Below are 14,928 nucleotides of genomic sequence, written 5' to 3' on the forward strand. Positions count from 1 at the left end.
GCTCTGGACTCCAGCCCGAAATGGCTTGAAAACTCAGCTCAGCGACTCGATCAGGTCGATGTACTGCTGCATGGCCTCGTCATTGGACGTGCCCTTGAAGCCGTTCCAGGCGTCCCACTTGGCGCGGCCCACCATGTCGCCAAAGCCGGGCTTCTTCTCGGTGTTGTCGCCCGTGGTGGCCTGTTTGTACAGCGCGTAGATCTTGAGCAGCGTGGCGTTGTCAGGGCGCTCGCTGAGGTTCTTGGAATTGGCAACGGCGGCTTCGAATGCGGCTTTGAGGTCGGCCATGAAATGCTCCTGGGGTTTGGGCGGGTGGGGTGACGCGTCTACCTTTGCGCGGTGTCTGCGGGTAACTTCGCGGTATCTTACGTTCAGCGGACGGCCCAGAATAGAGGCTGACCCCGAAAACCCCCGACCCGGCAGATGGAGACAGCATGGTGACCCGTATCGTCGCGCCCGAAGTGGCCAGGAAGGCGGCCAAGGCCGTGAAGAAAAACGCCACCCGTGCCGCCAGCGGCATGCTGGGCCTGAGTGGGGAGCGCATGACCAAGGTCGACACGGCCTGGCTGCGCATGGACAGCCCGGCCAACCTCATGATGATCGTGGGGGTGTGGACGCTCAAGCCCGGCATCAAGTACGCCGAGCTGTGCCAGCGCGTCGAGGAACGCCTGCTCAAGTACAACCGCTTCCGCCAGCGCGTGGTCGAAGACACGGCCGGCGCTACCTGGGTGGAAGACCGCGACTTTGACATCACCCGCCACGTGGTCCACGAAAAGCTGCCGCGCCATGCCAGGGGGCAGACCCAGCAGGCCCTGCAGGACCGCGTCGGTGTGCTGGCCATGCAGCCGCTGGACCCGCGCCGGCCGCTGTGGCAGCTGTCGCTGGTCGAGGACTACGAAGGCGGCAGCGCCCTGATCGTGCGCATCCACCACTGCATTGCCGATGGCATCGCGCTGATCTCGGTGACCATGTCGCTGGTGGATGGAGGCGCGGCGCCGCCCGAGCGCCGGCGCAAGAGTGCCCCGGTGGGTGCCGAGGACTGGATTGCCGACACCCTGATCAAGCCGCTGACCGACATCACCGTGAAGGCGCTGGGCGCGGCCGGCGACGGCGCGGCCCGGTCGCTGGGCATGCTGCGCGACCCGCAAAAGGGCATGAGTGGCTCGCTGGACATGGCCAAGCTGGCCTTTCAGGTGCTCAGCGACGCCGCGGCGCTGGCGCTGATGCCCGACGACTCGAAGACCCGTCTGAAGGGCAAGCCCGGCAATGCCAAGCGCGTGGCCTGGTGCCAGCCGATTCCGCTGGACGAGGTCAAGGCCGTGGGCAAGGCCCTGAACTGCTCCATCAATGATGTGCTGCTGAGCTGCGTGGCCGGCGCCCTGGGGGAATACCTCAAGTCGCTGGGCGACGATGTGGCGGGCCAGGAGATCCGCGCGATGATTCCGGTCAACCTGCGGCCGCTGGACCAGGCCTACAAGCTGGGCAACCGCTTTGGCCTGGTGCCGCTGGTGCTGCCGATTGGCGTGGAGAACCCGATCGAGCGGGTCTACGAGGTGCGCCGGCGCATGAACGCGCTCAAGGGCAGCACCCAGCCGCTGCTGGCCTTTGGCATGCTCGCGGTGGCGGGGCTGCTGATCAAGCCCGCGCAGGATGCCATGCTCAACCTGTTTGGCAAGAAGACCACGGCCGTGATGACCAATGTGCCGGGCCCGCGCGAGAAGCTGAAGTTTCTGGGTGCCACGCTGGAGCAGAGCATGTTCTGGGTGCCGCAGTCGGGCGACATCGGCCTGGGCGTGTCCATCCTCAGTTATGGCGGTGGCGTGCAGTTTGGCGTGATCACCGACACGGCGCTGTGTCCGGACCCGCAGAAGATCATCGACGAGTTCGAGCCCGAATTTGCCAAGCTGTCGCTGGTAACGCTGATGCTGCCCTGGGGCGAGTAATCCGCCGCGACGCCGGGCGCCGGCCCGGCATCAGTCGCTGGTGCGCTGGGTCAGGAATTCCGCCTCGTAGTCGCGAGCCAGGCTGGTTTTCTGGGCCTCGGTCAGCACCTTGCCGGCGAGCTGGAAGAACTTGGTTTCCTCCTCCTTCAGGTGGTGTTCCACCTTCTCGCACAGCTTTTTGGCGCCGGCCATCCAGCCCGCCTCGTTGAACTCCTTGCCCTCGAGGTCTTCGACCATTTCGTCCATCTCGTGGTGCTCGGCGATGGCATGGCGTGAAGCATCCACGGTGCTGTCGTGGTCGAACAGGGGCACATACAGGCAACGCTCCTCGGCGGTCTCATGCGCCATGAGCTCGCGCTTGAGTTCCAGGAAAATGGTGTGCCGTTGCGGTCCGTCGGGTGGGCTGGCCAGCAGGCGCGCGCAGAGCGCGCGCTGGGTGTCGTGGCTGACCCGGAGGGCTTCAAAGATGTTCATGCGGCCCATTGTGGGCACGCCACCTTCCGGGGTTTGTAGGCCGGTTCCCCGACTTGCGGGCAGACGCCGGCGCGCTCAGCCGCGCCCGGTTGCGCTCAGTCGCGCAACTGGGTCCGCGCGAGGTCCACGTCCAGGCGCTCGGTGGCGTCGGCGGGCTTGAAGGCCGCGGCCTGTTCGTACAGGCGCGTCGCGTCCTTCATGCGCTTGTCGCCCTCGAGCATCACCAGGCCATTGGCGTGTTCGATCATCGCGATGGCCGAGCCCGGGTTGAGCTTGAGCGCTTCCTGGAACAGCCGCAGGCCGATGTCCTTCTTGGCGCCATAGGTCATGCCGCCAATCAGCGAGCCCACCTTGTCAATCACTTCCGCATGGAAGGCGGCCAGCGCCACATGGGCGTCGGCATGCCGTGGCTGCAGCTGGATGGTGCGCTCCAGCGACTCCTTGACCTTGCTGCCCAGCCCCTGGGCCAGGGCCTTGGCCACGCTGATGCCCTGGCTGTAGCGGCCCAGCGCATAGGCCTGCCAGTACCAGGCATTCGGGTTCTTCGGGTCTTCCGCGGCCTGGGCCTCGGCGCGCTGGACCACCTCCATGAACAGGTCCAGCCGTGTCCTTTCCTTCTTTTCAAGGTAGGTGGCGTAGATGCAGGTGGCCTTGTTGGCCGCGGTGATGCCGGCGCCGCCGGCCTTGAGCCCGGCTTCGCAGGCCTTCTGGAATTCGCCGCTGTGGAACAGGGCCCAGGCCTCCAGCGCGCCGGCGCTGGTGGGGCAGGGCTCGGCGTCGCCGGCATGCAACCGGCCCCACTGCTTGCGCACGGTGGCGGTGTCAAAGGCGTATTCGCCGGCATGCGGGAAGGCGGTCCATTTGGCCATGGGGGTCTCCTTGTCCCTTGTTCTTGTCAGTCAGCGGCGCTGGTGTAGGCGCCGATCAGGCCCAGCAGGTGCATGCGCTGGCCCTGCTCGAGGTAGGGCACGAGCAGGTTCAGCACATGGTGCGCGCCGCGCAGCAGCGCGAGCTGGGCGCTTTCGGGTTCGAGCGCGCGGCGCGGGTCGCGCACGTATTCGTAGCTGAGCCAGTAGGTGAGCACCACCACCATGCTGGTGGCCGTGGCTTCGATCTCGCGTGAATCGATGCTGACCGCGCCCGAGCGGCTCATGCCGTCCAGCAGCGCCCGCACCGCCCGCGTCTTGTTTTTCAGCACCCACTGGAAGTGGGTTTCCAGGCGGCGGTTCTTTGAAAGCAGGTCGTTCAGGTCGCGGTACAGGAAGCGGTACTGCCAGATCAGCTCGAACAGCGTGTGCATGAAGAACCAGGCATCCTCCACATCGCGCACGCCGTCGCTGGCATTGAGGATTTCGCTGAGGGCGCGCTCGTAGCGGTCGAACAGGCTGTTGATCAGCTCGTCCTTGGCCGGGTAGTGGTAGTAGAGGTTGCCGGGGCTGATGTTGAGCTCGGCCGAGATCAGCGTGGTCGACACATTGGGCTCGCCGAACCGGTTGAACAGGTCCAGCGTCACTTCCAGTATGCGTTCCGCGGTGCGGCGGGGCGCCTTTTTCGCCATGCTTGTCTACCCCCGTGGTTGTTCTTTGTGCGACCACTCTACTCCAGAGGGTGGCGCCGCGGAATCGGGCATGGCCCGCATGGCAGGGGGCAACAGCATCATGATCTCAGCGCGCCGGGCTCACCGGCGAGCCGACCAGGTGGCCGAGATCGTCCATGACTTCCTGCAGCGAAGCGATGGCGCGGCCAATGCGTGTGGGCGCCCTGGGGGGGGTGACCAGGTGGCGCTTGGGGTCCTCCAGCACGTCGTGGCGCAGCGTGATGCCGTGGCGGTCCAGATGGCGCGCAAGGCTGCTGCGCCGTGACCGCAGCATGGCGCGGGTCTGCTGGTAGGCGTGCTCGGCCAGCGAGCGGCGCTGGCCATAGCTGAAGGTGTTGGCCAGGTACAGCTCGGGGTCGCGGTGGTCGGGCTCGATCAGGATGATGCTGGCGTGTGGGTAGGTGTGCTCGTAGTGCTTCATGCCCAGCTCCATGCGCGAATGGATCATGGAGCGAAAGGTCTGGCTCAGCACGGCAGGCAGGCCGCCGTCCACGATTCGCGGAATGCGGCGCTTCTCGGCGGGCAGCCCGTCGCGCATGACGCGTTCGCTTTGCGCCACCGTGGCATTGAAGGGGACCAGCGGATTGAGGCACAGCATCAGGTCCACGCCGCCGTCCAGCGCGACCGAGGCGTGCATGGTTTTCTTCAGGGCGCCATCGACGAAGTACTGGTCTCCGATTTCCACGGGCGGGAAAAGGCCGGGGAGGGCGGCGCTGGCCTGGACGGCCCGCGAGATGGGCACGTGGTCCCAGCCGGGTTGGCCGAACGGGGCCGCCTCGCCGCTGTCCAGGTTGGTGGCCACCAGGGTCAGCCGGGTCTTGAGCTTCCGGAAATCGTTGGTCCGGCCCTCGCCCGAAAACAGGCGGGTGAGCTGGCGGTCGATTTCGTCGCTGGAAAACACGCCCGTGGGCAGGCCAGGGCCCAGTCGTTCGAGCGCGCCGGTCAGCGACCGGCCGCCCAGCGTGAGTCGCCACAGGGCCGAGGCGAGCAGGCCCGGCAGCATGATGCCGCGCCGCGCGAATTCGCTGTAGGCCGGCACCATGAGCCATGAGGGATCGAACACCTCGGCAGCCTGGTCGCTGTTTTCGATGAAGGAGGCACACAGGGCCCGTGGCGTCATGCCGTTGGCCAGGCCCGCGGCAATGAAGCCGCCGGCGGACACGCCGACATAGTGGTCCAGCTGGTTGAGGTCCAGGCCGTCCAGGGCTTCATCGAGGGCACAGAGCGCGCCAATTTCGTAAATGGCGCCCAGCGGCCCGCCGCCGGCCAGCGCGAGCGCAATCTTGGGTCGGGAGAGTCGGGTTGGTTTCATGCACTGGCAGTGTAGGAGGCTGCAGGATTGTTTTTTGCTGCGATGCAGCAAAGCGGGCGGGCACAAAAAAGGGCGCCGAAGCGCCCTGGGCAAATCGAGCGGACCGATCAGGCGGTCTTGCGTGCAGCGCGCTTGGCGACAGGCTTGGCTGCCGGCGCGGCGGCGCGCGGGGACGCGGCACGGGGCGCGGCCGATTTGGTGCTGAGCTTGGCCACGTTGCGGTTGAGTTCGTCGATGCGCGCAATCAGGACGTCGATGTCCTTGGCCGAGGGCACGCCCAGCTTGTTCAGGGCCTTGGACACCCGGTCTTCAAAGATGTTTTCGAGCTTGTCCCACTGGCCCGAGGCCTTGGACGAGATGTCGGTGGCCATGTTGGCCATCTTGTTGGTGGCCTCGGAGATTTTTTCCTCGGCGACAGCCTGGGTCTTGCGCTGGATGCTCAGGCCTTCCTTGACCAGGGTTTCGAAGACCTTGCCGCCTTCTTCCTGGGCCTTGGCAAATGCGCCAAGGCCGGCCAGCCAGATCTGCTGGGCGGATTCCTTGACGGTGCCGGACAGTTGCGCGCCGGTTTTCTTGTCGGTGCTGGGTTTTTGCAGTTTCTTGACCATGAGGGGCTCCTGAAATGGGTGGGACGGGCGCACGGCGGGCGTGACGGACGTCTTCGACTTTAAGGCCGCAGGGGTGTCCCGTTTAGGTGCCCGCTCCTAAATCCATAGGGGCCGAACCCTAACAGCGGCGCGGGTTTCTGCTGAATGGCACAGGCCGCCCTTTGGGCAAGAATCCCTGTTCTATTCCGGAGGTCTTCATGCAGTATTTCGTCACCGGTGCAACCGGGTTTATCGGCAAGCGTCTCGTCAAGAAACTGCTGGAGCGCAAGGGCGCCGTGGTCCACTTCCTGATCCGCAAGGAGAGTGAAGGCAAGGTGGCAGGGCTGCGTGAGTACTGGGGTGCGAGCGCGGCCCGCGCGGTGCCCGTCTATGGCGACCTCACCAAGAAGAAGCTCGGCGTCGCGGCCGACGACATCAAGAAACTCAAGGGGCAGATCGACCATTTTCATCACCTGGCCGCGGTCTACGACCTGGGCGCCGATGAGGAAAGCCAGATCGCCGTCAACATCGAGGGCACGCGCAACACGGTGGAGCTGGCCAAGGCCATTGACGCCGGGCACTTCCATCATGTGTCCTCGATCGCGGCGGCGGGCCTGTACGAGGGTGTGTTCCGCGAGGACATGTTCGACGAGGCCGAGAACTACGACCACCCCTACTTCATGACCAAGCACGAGAGCGAGAAGATCGTGCGCAAGGAGTGCAAGGTGCCGTGGACGGTGTACCGCCCCGCCATGGTGGTCGGCGACAGCACCACCGGCGAAATGGACAAGATCGACGGCCCCTACTATTTCTTCAAGCTGATCCAGCGCATGCGCCAGCTGCTGCCGCCCTGGATGCCCGCGGTCGGGCTGGAGGGCGGGCGCATCAACATCGTGCCGGTCGATTTTGTGGTGGATGCGCTGGACCACATCAGCCACAAGGCGGACATCGGCAAGCGCTGCTTCCACCTGGTGGACCCGATCGGTTACCGCGTGGGCGATGTGCTGGACATCTTCAGCCGGGCGGCGCACGCGCCCAAGATGAACCTGTTCGTCAACGCGGCGTTGCTGGGGTTCATTCCCAAGAGCGTCAAGAAGGGGCTGCTGGCGATTGCGCCGGTGCGGCGCATCCGCAATGCGGTCATGGCGGACCTGGGCCTGCCCGAAGACATGCTGTCCTTCGTCAATTACCCGACCCGCTTTGACTGCCGCGACACGCTGGCCGCGCTCAAGGGCTCGGGCGTGGAATGCCCCAACCTCAAGGACTATGCCTGGCGCCTGTGGGACTACTGGGAGCGCCACCTGGACCCCGACCTGCACATCGACCGGTCTTTGCGAGGCACGGTGGCCGGCAAGGTGGTGCTGGTCACGGGGGGCTCGTCCGGCATTGGGCTGGCGGCCGCGCACAAGTTTGCCGAAGCCGGTGCCATCACCATCATCTGCGGGCGCGACCAGGACAAGCTGGACGAGGCCTGCAAGGAAGCCAAGGGCCGGGGTTATGAGTTCATTGCCTACCCGGCCGACATCGCCGACATGGCCGACTGCGACCGCTTCACGCAATTGCTTGAGCAGAACCATGGCGGCGTGGACTTCCTGATCAACAACGCCGGGCGCTCGATCCGCCGCGCGATCGAGTCCAGTTACGACCGCTTTCACGACTACGAGCGCACCATGCAGCTGAACTACTTTGGCTGCCTTCGGGTGACCATGGGCCTGCTGCCAGGCATGGTGGAAAAGCGCAAGGGCCATGTGGTCAACATCAGCTCCATCGGGGTGCTGACCAATGCACCGCGCTTTTCGGCCTATGTGGCCTCCAAGGCCGCGCTGGACGCCTGGACGCGCTGTGCCTCCAGCGAGTTCGCCGACCGCGGCATCACCTTCACCACGATCAACATGCCGCTGGTGCGCACCCCCATGATCGCGCCCACCAACATCTACAACAACGTGCCGACGCTGGCGCCGGAAGAGGCTGCCGACATGGTCGCGCAGGCCTGCATCTTCAAGCCGGTTCGCGTCGCCACCCGTCTGGGCATCACCGGCCAGCTGTTGCACGCTCTGCTGCCCCGCGTGGCACAGATCGCGATGAACACCAGTTTCAGGATGTTTCCCGACTCGTCGGCGGCCAAGGGGGACAAGAGCGCCCGGCCGCAGCTGTCGCCGGAGGCCATTGCCATGCAGCAGATGATGCGGGGCATCCACTTCTGAGCGGAACCTCGGGCGGACAATTGCATCTAGAATTAGGGCCGCCTTGCGCGGGGAACACTCTGATCTCACTGGATGCGATTCAACTACCAAGCGGTTAACAGCGCGGGCTTCACCCAGGATGGTGAAATCGAGGCGTCTTCTCGCGAAGACGCGCTCGAGCAACTGTCTGCACGCGAACTGACGCCGGTTCGGGTCAAGGAAAAATCGTCTTCCGTCGCCTCTACGCGCAATACCGGCGACAAGATCCGCCAGGCCGACCTGGTGGCACTGGTGCGGGAACTCGCCACCTTGCTGTCGTCGGGGGTGGGCATGACCGAAGCGTTGGCGACCCTGCTGGAGGCGACGCAGCACACGGGTTTGAACCTGGCCCTGCGCAAGCTCAGCGAGTCGATTCACGCGGGGCAGCCCTTTTCCGAATCGCTCAAGAATTCCGGCCTGAATCTGCCCGATTTTGTCTATGCGCTCGCCCGGGCCGGCGAGGCGACCGGCGACATAGGCGCCGCGCTGGTCAGTTGCGCCGACCAGCTCGAGTTTGAAGACAGGATGCGGGCCGAGGCCCGCGAGGCGCTCACCTATCCCATCATCCTGATCCTCACGGGGATCGGGGCCATTGGTTTCATTTTTTCTTTCGTGGTCCCCAGGTTCGCCGGTTTGCTGAGCGGGCGAAAGGTCGACCTGCCCTGGCTGTCGCAGGCGGTGCTGTCCACGGGAATGTTCGTGAACACCCATTGGCAGGCATTGCTGCTGACACTGGGACTGATGGCCATTGCGGGCTATTCCGCCCTGGAACTGGCCTCGGTTCGCCGGGCCGTCGCGCAAGTGGCCTCGCGCCTGCCCGGAATCTCGCTGTGGATGCTTGGTGCCGAGACCGCGCGGTGGACCGCTACACTCTCTGTTCTTGTTCGCAGCCGGGTGCCGATCCTGCTGGCACTTGACCTTGCGTCGACCTCGGTCAGGCTTCCTGTCAATCGTGATCGCCTGAGCAAGGTCCAGGACGACGTGCGCTTGGGGAAGAAGTTCTCAAGCGCCATCGAGGAGCGGCAGTTGCTCGAGGGGTCTGCGCTGAGCATGTTGAAGGTGGGCGAAAAGACGGGCGAGCTCGCGGCCATGCTGGGCCATGTCGCGCTGCACGCTTCTGCCCGGCACCGGGCGCTGCAACGCCAGGTGGTGTCGTTGATCGAGCCCGCCAGTATTCTTGTAATTGGCCTGACCATTGGCGTCATCATGGTCGGCGTGGTGCTGGCAATGACCAGTTTGACGGAGATAAAGCTCTGATGTTTGAGTGTCGTGAATTTTGTTCAACCGGATGGGCCCGCCGTGCGCGGGCGCAGGCCGGATTTACGCTGCTGGAAATGCTGGTGGTCCTGGTCATCATCGGCTTGCTGGTGGGCTTGGTCGGGCCGCGCCTTTTTTCCAAGGTTGACTCCGCAAAGGTGCAGACCGCGACAGCGCAGGTGAAGCTGCTGCGTGGCGCCATTGAAACCATGCGCCTGGATACCAATACCTATCCGTCGGAAAGCCAGGGCCTGGGTATGCTCACGCGCGCGCCTTCCGATCAGGCGCTTGCCGCGCGCTGGAAAGGCCCGTACCTTGAGGGCCCGGTGCCATTGGACCCCTGGGGCAACCCGTATCGGTACAGCCCGCCCGAATCGTCTTCCAAGCCGTTCCAGCTTTACTCGCTGGGCGCCGACGGAAAGCCGGGCGGCACCGGCAATGACGCCGATATCGGGCTGGAAGCCTCGGACTTCGGCGGCGAGACACCGCGCAAATGACCGGGTATGGACGGCGCATCAACGGTGAAGGGGTTCACGCTGCTGGAGATGCTGTTCGTCCTGTTTATCGTGGGGCTGCTGGTCAGCTTGACGGTGCCGCGGTACGCTGGAAATTTGCGCCAACGGGAGCTTGCTACCGAGCGGCAAACTGTGGAGACCCGACTCATCGTTCTGCCGCGGCGGGCGCGTTTGGCAGGAGTGAACCTGAAGTTCCCGGACGACCTTGGCAAGGCCGAGTTGGGGGATGGCGCCCCGGTGCTGGACGTTCCTCCAGGCTGGGTGCTGCGCTTCACCCCCGAATGGCAAGTCACGATGAATTCGACCTGTTCTACCTCAACGATTGAGTTGACCCGCAAGGACGATCCGGCGCTTTTGTATCGTTACCGGGTGCTGGAGCCCAACTGTGATCTTACGCCGGTCGTCAACTGAAATTCAGGCCCAGCGCGGCTTTGGCTTGCTGGAAGTGTTGATTGCCATGGTGCTTTTCTCAGGCGTCGGAATTGTCCTGCTCGCCTGGTTGCAACAGAATCTGGCGACAACGCAGCGCTTGCGTGACGTTTATGAAGAAGTACGCGTCAGAGAGATCGCCCTTGATGTCGCGCGCAGCCTGAATGTCATGGAGAAACCCGTTGGCGAAAAGCGGGTGGGAGATTTTCGTATTGCGTGGCGGGCAGAGCCCGCTGGGGAGGAGACTCCCCAGTTTGGATACCCCTTGGGCATCGGACGCCATACCTTGCGCCTTTACGACACCAGGCTGGAGGTCTACCGCGGAGAGGAGCCGCAGCCATGGATTATCGAGGATGTGGTCCTGGCAGGGCACAGACTAACAATCGCACCCCGTAGCGGAGGCTAGGATCAGAGCGCACCGTCGATTTCAACTCCGGGCCTTCAAGCATGGCTTTACGCTTGTGGAGATGCTCGTTGCGCTCGCGGTGACCAGCATGCTGGTTGCCTTGCTTATGGGGTCTCTCTACTATGGGACGCGTGTGCAAGCCAGTCTCGCTGACGAGTTGGGGGTAAGAGAGAAGACCCTGAGGCGCGCCGACTGGTTCAGAAACACCCTGCGAAGCTGCTTGCCGGCAGATAGTCGCTCGGGCGCGCGTTTCATCGCAACCTCAAGCGAAATCCGCTGCACGACCACCGCACCATTGCAGGCGCAGAATCTGCCGTCCCCCCAGAAAATCCTGTGGGCAATCCGTAAAGCTCCCGAGGACCAAAGGGTGACCGAACTGGTCTATCAAGACCTGGACGACCGGGGTGCACCCGTGGTGGTGCAGCGGTTTGCTGACGAGGACGTGAAATTCAAATTCTCTGGCGTCAACTCAGTGGTGGTCTCGGCCTGGCCTGTTGTGCCTGAAGCGCCGGAAACGATTCCACGCCTGATTTTTCTCACGTCGACCGATTCGGGCAAGGAACACGTGATCTGGATAACAGCGGTGCTGGCGGACCCTTGGCTGGAACAGGAGTTGAAGAATCCCTTCGGGATGGAGTTGCCGCGATGAGACGCCATTCATTCCGGCAGCGGGGATACGTACTGGCGCTCAATATTGCGGTGCTTGCCATGCTTCTGGTTGCTGCAGCTTTCGTGGGCCAGAGCGTTTCCGAGGCGGTCGCGTTGGCGCGGCAGCAGAGGGAAAATCAGAAAGACGAGGTCCGACTCGAATCGGTACGGTCGCGGGCCCTGTTTCTGCTAACCACGGCCTCAAGGTCCCAGAAAGGACTCGGGGACGGAACGCAGACGGTCGTGCTCGACGGGCGAGCCTACGCCGCGGGGGACGATATTCTCGTTTCGTTCCAGGATGTCCAGGGGTTGGTGCCGCTCAATGGCCCCTCGCTGACCAGCCCAAGTACCGGAAGGATTGAACGCCTTTTGGGGACCTATGGCGTGGATGAAGCCAAGGCCACAAGCCTTGCCGAAGCCCTGCTTGACTATCGTGACGAGGACAACCTGCGTCGGCTCAATGGGGCTGAAGACGTCGAATACAGCCTCGCTGGTGTTCCTGCGGCGCTACGTAACAGGGACTTGCTTGATCCGTTCGAGGTTCGTCGCGTCTTGGGCTGGCGAGATACGTCGGCGTTGTGGGGGGAAGACCCCATTACCAGTCACTTGAGCGTTAGCCGTCACATGGCATTTAACCCCAATGTGGCGGGCTGGCGAGCCTTGGTGGCGGCAGCCGGGATTGATGAGAGGACTGCGCGGGAGCTGGTTGAGAAACGGCGGTCGGGCGAGATCGCTGACATCGCGGGATTGGCGTTTTCTGGTGGCGTAGGAGATCCGTTCGGCAGCAATGCGTTTGTGACGCTGTTCCCGAGCGCAAGCACCATAGTGACTTTGCGTCCCCATCGGGCACAATGGGGCTACCAGTTTCTGGTGCACCATACCCCGATTGAAGGCACCTCTCCGTGGCGAGTCGAGACCGCCCGGCGGGTCCACTTGGGACTTCCTGCCAAGCCATACGCACAATACCCGGAATTGCCTGATCTCAAGGCGCTGGGGGGGGCTGCTGGCTCCAGTCCAATAAAATTGATTTTTTGACCTCGGTTCGCCGCTCAGGATGCTGCTCTCCCTTTTTCGCCCGCGCCGCTGGGTATCCGTACCGCGTGCACATACCCATCGCTTGCGATTGGCGCTTCCGGGTGTTTCCGCTCGGTTGATGGAGTCGGCAGTAGGTTTGCAGTTGGCACGTTTGTCCAATTCCGCTGCGTTGGGTTATTGCTGGCGGGTCAATGTTGACGCGCAGGTGGAGGTTTGGTATTGGGATGAATCACCTGCGGCCCATGCGGGGATCGGTCCGGCGGATGCTGCACATGGTCAACCATCACCTGAGACCCTGCTTCGCTCCTCTCCACCGCCGGGCCTCAGCCTTGTCCGGTGTAAGCAAGGGCTGGAGGCCATCTATTGCGTGGATGGCGAAATCGAAAAGACCCGCTGGTTTCATTCAGAGCCTACAGAGGTGGAATGGGCCTGGTTTGTCCAGGACGCGGGACTGAGCCCTGCGGAGCACCAACGGCCCGAGCCCTTGGCTCTGCAGGGTTCAGAGCGGCCTGCCCCTGGCTGGTCGTTCCACACAAGCCTGCGAAGGCCACTCTCGCGGCTGATGATGTCTGGCGCCGTGGTGACGGCGATACTGGGGAGCGTTGCGGCGGCGGCCATGGTGTACGACCTGCAACTTACCCAAGCCATTGACAGGATCCAGATAGAGCATGCGCGCCTGACGACTGATTCGGCTTCCGCAGTCAAGCTGCAATCCGAACTCGACGCCATTGTTGCCCGTGTCAGTGTGTTATCTGCGGAAAGACCGCGGGTCCTGCAGTTGCAAGCCATGGCCCGGCTCGCCAATTCGGGGCTGGTTGACGACGTTTCCAAGGTTGCCTTGATCGAGTGGGAGTTCCGGAATGACCGTTTGCGCATGCACTTTTCCGTGCCTCAGGAAAAATTCGTGCTGAGCGAATTTTTGGCCGGAATCGAGCGGCTTGGCGTTTTTTCGGAAATAAGGCTTTTGCCAGGCACGCCCAACCTGACAGTGGGTCTCCAGGCAGGTCTGAAACCGGCATTGCCCATCCATTCGATCCCGCCTCCGGACGCGACCGTTGACGGGGATAGGGTAACCCCTGGCTCCGTGGGCGCTTCTCTTGAGAGAAAGCCCTAGTCCATGCTGATGATGCAGAAATTCTCCGATGAAATTCGCCGCAATCGCAGGCTGCAGTGGGGCTTGGTGGTGATCTTGCTCGTCATGCTGACGGATATGGGAGCAAGGTGGAAAGAGCGTATTGAGCGTAAACAGCAGACATTGACCCAGTTGCAGATCGATGTTTCAACCCTCAAGGGGCAGGCAAAAAATGAGGGCGCCATGCGCACGGCGCTGCGTGATGCGCGGCAGGCGGCTGAACTCGCCGATGCCCGGCTATGGGTTGTGAGTTCCGAAGCCGTAGGTCAAGCACGTCTCAAGGACTGGCTCATCGAATTGCTGAAGCAATCGGGAGCAAACGGCTATGCCGCCAATGTGGCCGCGCCCAAGGCATTGGTGGAGTCACGCCCCGAAGTTCCGGGAGACAATGCGCGCCCACCAGCTTCTGCTGGGCTTCCGTTGGGGCGTGACCTGTTTGACTTTGGCGCGACAGCAACCTTCATATTCACCCCGGAGTCGCTGGAGAAGGTGCTGGCGGGCATAGAGGCAGGAGAACCACTCACCAGAGTCGAGAGCTTGAGTGTCCGGCGGAATGACCGCCGCGTTGAGATTGGCATTCGTGTGCTGATGCGGCTCAAGGACTCCTCATCATGAACCAATTGGCGCTTCCCCCGGGTTTGCTGCGGTTGGGGCTGTGGGTTTTGTTGGCGTGGACCTTGGGGGCGTTGGCTTCATGGCTGTGGCTTGAACCGCCCAAGCCGCTGGTTGCCGCGCGAAAACCCCAAAACCTGGCGGCCGCACAGGCTGCCAGTGCGTTGGCGAGACCTGTCATCGCTTTGGATCTTGCGGTTTTGGAGCGGGTGAAGCTTTGGGGGGTGGAGAGAAACGGCCAGGCGCTCGCAGCGCCTCTGGCCGCTGGTATGGTCGAAAAGAAGGTGATCTGGAACGTGATGGCGCGGGTGGTGAGTCCAAAGGAGCGGTACTTGCTGCTTTATCAGCCTGAATCCAAGGTCATCCAGCAGATCCGTGTGGGAGAAAAAATGCCTGACGGAAGCAAGCTGATCAAGCTTGAGTTGAACGAATTTACAGTGCGCTTGCCCGACGGTAAGACTCGTATTACCGAGATAAATAGCTAGGCCGACATCAATGACTCATTTTTCTCCCCGTAGTGCCTCATCAGGAGGCCGACATCGGAAAGGCCTTCCCGTCGCGCCCGCTTGGCGATGGCTTGCGAGCCTTGGCACCTTGTTCTTAGCCAGCTGTGCCATGTTGCGTCCTCTGGACGGTACCTTGACCATCCCAGAGCCCATGCGCAAGCCGTCACGGCCGTCTGAGGCGATCGCGGACTTCGGGGCCGGGCAACCTGATTCTGGCGCTCCGGCGTCACAAGGTACACAGTTTTTTCAGACG

The 14,928-nt window shown here is 63.1% G+C and carries 17 protein-coding genes; 11 read left to right on the forward strand and 6 right to left on the reverse strand.

Annotated features, from left to right (window positions below; translation table 11 throughout):
- Positions 1 to 33: 33 nt before the first annotated feature.
- Positions 34 to 288 carry an acyl-CoA-binding protein gene (locus KF796_06530; GenBank protein ID MBX3586281.1) on the reverse strand — a complete coding sequence of 85 codons (255 nt, stop codon included), beginning with the start codon at positions 286 to 288 and terminating at the stop codon, positions 34 to 36.
- A gap of 146 nt (positions 289 to 434) precedes the next feature.
- Here KF796_06530 and KF796_06535 point away from each other — a divergent pair, with 146 nt between their 5' ends.
- Complete coding sequence (locus KF796_06535) at positions 435 to 1,943, forward strand: wax ester/triacylglycerol synthase family O-acyltransferase (GenBank protein ID MBX3586282.1); 1,509 nt, start codon at positions 435 to 437, stop codon at positions 1,941 to 1,943.
- A gap of 30 nt (positions 1,944 to 1,973) precedes the next feature.
- Here the strand turns inward: KF796_06535 and KF796_06540 are convergent, their stop codons facing one another.
- The 5 genes from KF796_06540 to KF796_06560 form a co-directional block, all read right to left on the reverse strand.
- A complete protein-coding gene (locus tag KF796_06540; GenBank protein ID MBX3586283.1) occupies positions 1,974 to 2,417 on the reverse strand; it encodes a hemerythrin domain-containing protein in 444 nt (147 codons plus the stop codon).
- Between the two features lie 95 nt (positions 2,418 to 2,512).
- Positions 2,513 to 3,286 carry a hypothetical protein gene (locus KF796_06545; protein MBX3586284.1) on the reverse strand — a complete coding sequence of 258 codons (774 nt, stop codon included), beginning with the start codon at positions 3,284 to 3,286 and terminating at the stop codon, positions 2,513 to 2,515.
- Positions 3,287 to 3,312: 26 nt separating this feature from the next.
- Positions 3,313 to 3,975 (reverse strand): TetR/AcrR family transcriptional regulator, encoded by a 663-nt coding sequence (locus tag KF796_06550; protein MBX3586285.1) that lies wholly within the window; start codon positions 3,973 to 3,975, stop codon positions 3,313 to 3,315.
- A gap of 106 nt (positions 3,976 to 4,081) precedes the next feature.
- The gene (locus tag KF796_06555; protein MBX3586286.1) at positions 4,082 to 5,326 is read right to left on the reverse strand and encodes a patatin-like phospholipase family protein; all 1,245 of its coding nucleotides are present in this window, start codon (positions 5,324 to 5,326) and stop codon (positions 4,082 to 4,084) included.
- A 107-nt stretch (positions 5,327 to 5,433) separates the two neighbouring features.
- Positions 5,434 to 5,934, reverse strand: a complete 501-nt coding sequence (locus tag KF796_06560; GenBank protein ID MBX3586287.1) for a phasin family protein — start codon at positions 5,932 to 5,934, stop codon at positions 5,434 to 5,436.
- A gap of 197 nt (positions 5,935 to 6,131) precedes the next feature.
- On the opposite strand from KF796_06560, the gene KF796_06565 reads away from it, so the two are divergent.
- From KF796_06565 to KF796_06610, 10 genes are all read left to right on the forward strand, one after another.
- The gene (locus KF796_06565) at positions 6,132 to 8,117 is read left to right on the forward strand and encodes an SDR family oxidoreductase (GenBank protein MBX3586288.1); all 1,986 of its coding nucleotides are present in this window, start codon (positions 6,132 to 6,134) and stop codon (positions 8,115 to 8,117) included.
- Positions 8,118 to 8,189: 72 nt separating this feature from the next.
- Positions 8,190 to 9,392, forward strand: coding sequence for a type II secretion system F family protein (locus tag KF796_06570; GenBank protein ID MBX3586289.1), 1,203 nt, complete (start codon positions 8,190 to 8,192; stop codon positions 9,390 to 9,392).
- Complete coding sequence (gene gspG, locus KF796_06575; protein ID MBX3586290.1) at positions 9,392 to 9,889, forward strand: type II secretion system major pseudopilin GspG; 498 nt, start codon at positions 9,392 to 9,394, stop codon at positions 9,887 to 9,889. Before KF796_06570 ends, gspG begins: the two co-directional genes overlap by 1 nt.
- Before the next feature lie 6 nt (positions 9,890 to 9,895).
- Positions 9,896 to 10,318 carry a prepilin-type N-terminal cleavage/methylation domain-containing protein gene (locus KF796_06580; protein MBX3586291.1) on the forward strand — a complete coding sequence of 141 codons (423 nt, stop codon included), beginning with the start codon at positions 9,896 to 9,898 and terminating at the stop codon, positions 10,316 to 10,318.
- Positions 10,293 to 10,742, forward strand: a complete 450-nt coding sequence (locus KF796_06585; protein MBX3586292.1) for a type II secretion system protein — start codon at positions 10,293 to 10,295, stop codon at positions 10,740 to 10,742. Before KF796_06580 ends, KF796_06585 begins: the two co-directional genes overlap by 26 nt.
- 61 nt (positions 10,743 to 10,803) lie before the next feature.
- Positions 10,804 to 11,391, forward strand: a complete 588-nt coding sequence (locus KF796_06590) for a hypothetical protein (protein ID MBX3586293.1) — start codon at positions 10,804 to 10,806, stop codon at positions 11,389 to 11,391.
- Entirely contained in the window at positions 11,388 to 12,425 is a 1,038-nt protein-coding gene (locus KF796_06595; GenBank protein ID MBX3586294.1) for a general secretion pathway protein GspK, read from the forward strand. Before KF796_06590 ends, KF796_06595 begins: the two co-directional genes overlap by 4 nt.
- 82 nt (positions 12,426 to 12,507) lie before the next feature.
- Positions 12,508 to 13,539: a hypothetical protein gene (locus tag KF796_06600; protein MBX3586295.1), complete on the forward strand. Its 1,032-nt coding sequence runs from the start codon at positions 12,508 to 12,510 to the stop codon at positions 13,537 to 13,539.
- A gap of 3 nt (positions 13,540 to 13,542) precedes the next feature.
- On the forward strand, positions 13,543 to 14,172 hold the full coding sequence (locus KF796_06605; protein MBX3586296.1) for a hypothetical protein: 630 nt from the start codon (positions 13,543 to 13,545) through the stop codon (positions 14,170 to 14,172).
- Entirely contained in the window at positions 14,169 to 14,654 is a 486-nt protein-coding gene (locus KF796_06610) for a hypothetical protein (GenBank protein MBX3586297.1), read from the forward strand. The genes KF796_06605 and KF796_06610 overlap by 4 nt, the downstream gene beginning before the upstream one ends.
- Positions 14,655 to 14,928: the final 274 nt, after the last annotated feature.

The sequence above is a fragment of the Ramlibacter sp. genome, from assembly GCA_019635435.1.
Lineage (GTDB): Bacteria > Pseudomonadota > Gammaproteobacteria > Burkholderiales > Burkholderiaceae_C > JAHBZM01.

Bases quoted from the DNA above. Each gene is read 5' to 3' on its own strand.
- KF796_06530 (MBX3586281.1), bottom strand. From the start codon at position 288: ATGGCCGACCTCAAAGCCGCATTCGAAGCCGCCGTTGCCAATTCCAAG.
- KF796_06535 (MBX3586282.1), top strand. From the start codon at position 435: ATGGTGACCCGTATCGTCGCGCCCGAAGTGGCCAGGAAGGCGGCCAAG.
- KF796_06540 (MBX3586283.1), bottom strand. From the start codon at position 2,417: ATGAACATCTTTGAAGCCCTCCGGGTCAGCCACGACACCCAGCGCGCG.
- KF796_06545 (MBX3586284.1), bottom strand. From the start codon at position 3,286: ATGGCCAAATGGACCGCCTTCCCGCATGCCGGCGAATACGCCTTTGAC.
- KF796_06550 (MBX3586285.1), bottom strand. From the start codon at position 3,975: ATGGCGAAAAAGGCGCCCCGCCGCACCGCGGAACGCATACTGGAAGTG.
- KF796_06555 (MBX3586286.1), bottom strand. From the start codon at position 5,326: ATGAAACCAACCCGACTCTCCCGACCCAAGATTGCGCTCGCGCTGGCC.
- KF796_06560 (MBX3586287.1), bottom strand. From the start codon at position 5,934: ATGGTCAAGAAACTGCAAAAACCCAGCACCGACAAGAAAACCGGCGCG.
- KF796_06565 (MBX3586288.1), top strand. From the start codon at position 6,132: ATGCAGTATTTCGTCACCGGTGCAACCGGGTTTATCGGCAAGCGTCTC.
- KF796_06570 (MBX3586289.1), top strand. From the start codon at position 8,190: ATGCGATTCAACTACCAAGCGGTTAACAGCGCGGGCTTCACCCAGGAT.
- gspG (MBX3586290.1), top strand. From the start codon at position 9,392: ATGTTTGAGTGTCGTGAATTTTGTTCAACCGGATGGGCCCGCCGTGCG.
- KF796_06580 (MBX3586291.1), top strand. From the start codon at position 9,896: ATGGACGGCGCATCAACGGTGAAGGGGTTCACGCTGCTGGAGATGCTG.
- KF796_06590 (MBX3586293.1), top strand. From the start codon at position 10,804: ATGCTCGTTGCGCTCGCGGTGACCAGCATGCTGGTTGCCTTGCTTATG.
- KF796_06595 (MBX3586294.1), top strand. From the start codon at position 11,388: ATGAGACGCCATTCATTCCGGCAGCGGGGATACGTACTGGCGCTCAAT.
- KF796_06605 (MBX3586296.1), top strand. From the start codon at position 13,543: ATGCTGATGATGCAGAAATTCTCCGATGAAATTCGCCGCAATCGCAGG.
- KF796_06610 (MBX3586297.1), top strand. From the start codon at position 14,169: ATGAACCAATTGGCGCTTCCCCCGGGTTTGCTGCGGTTGGGGCTGTGG.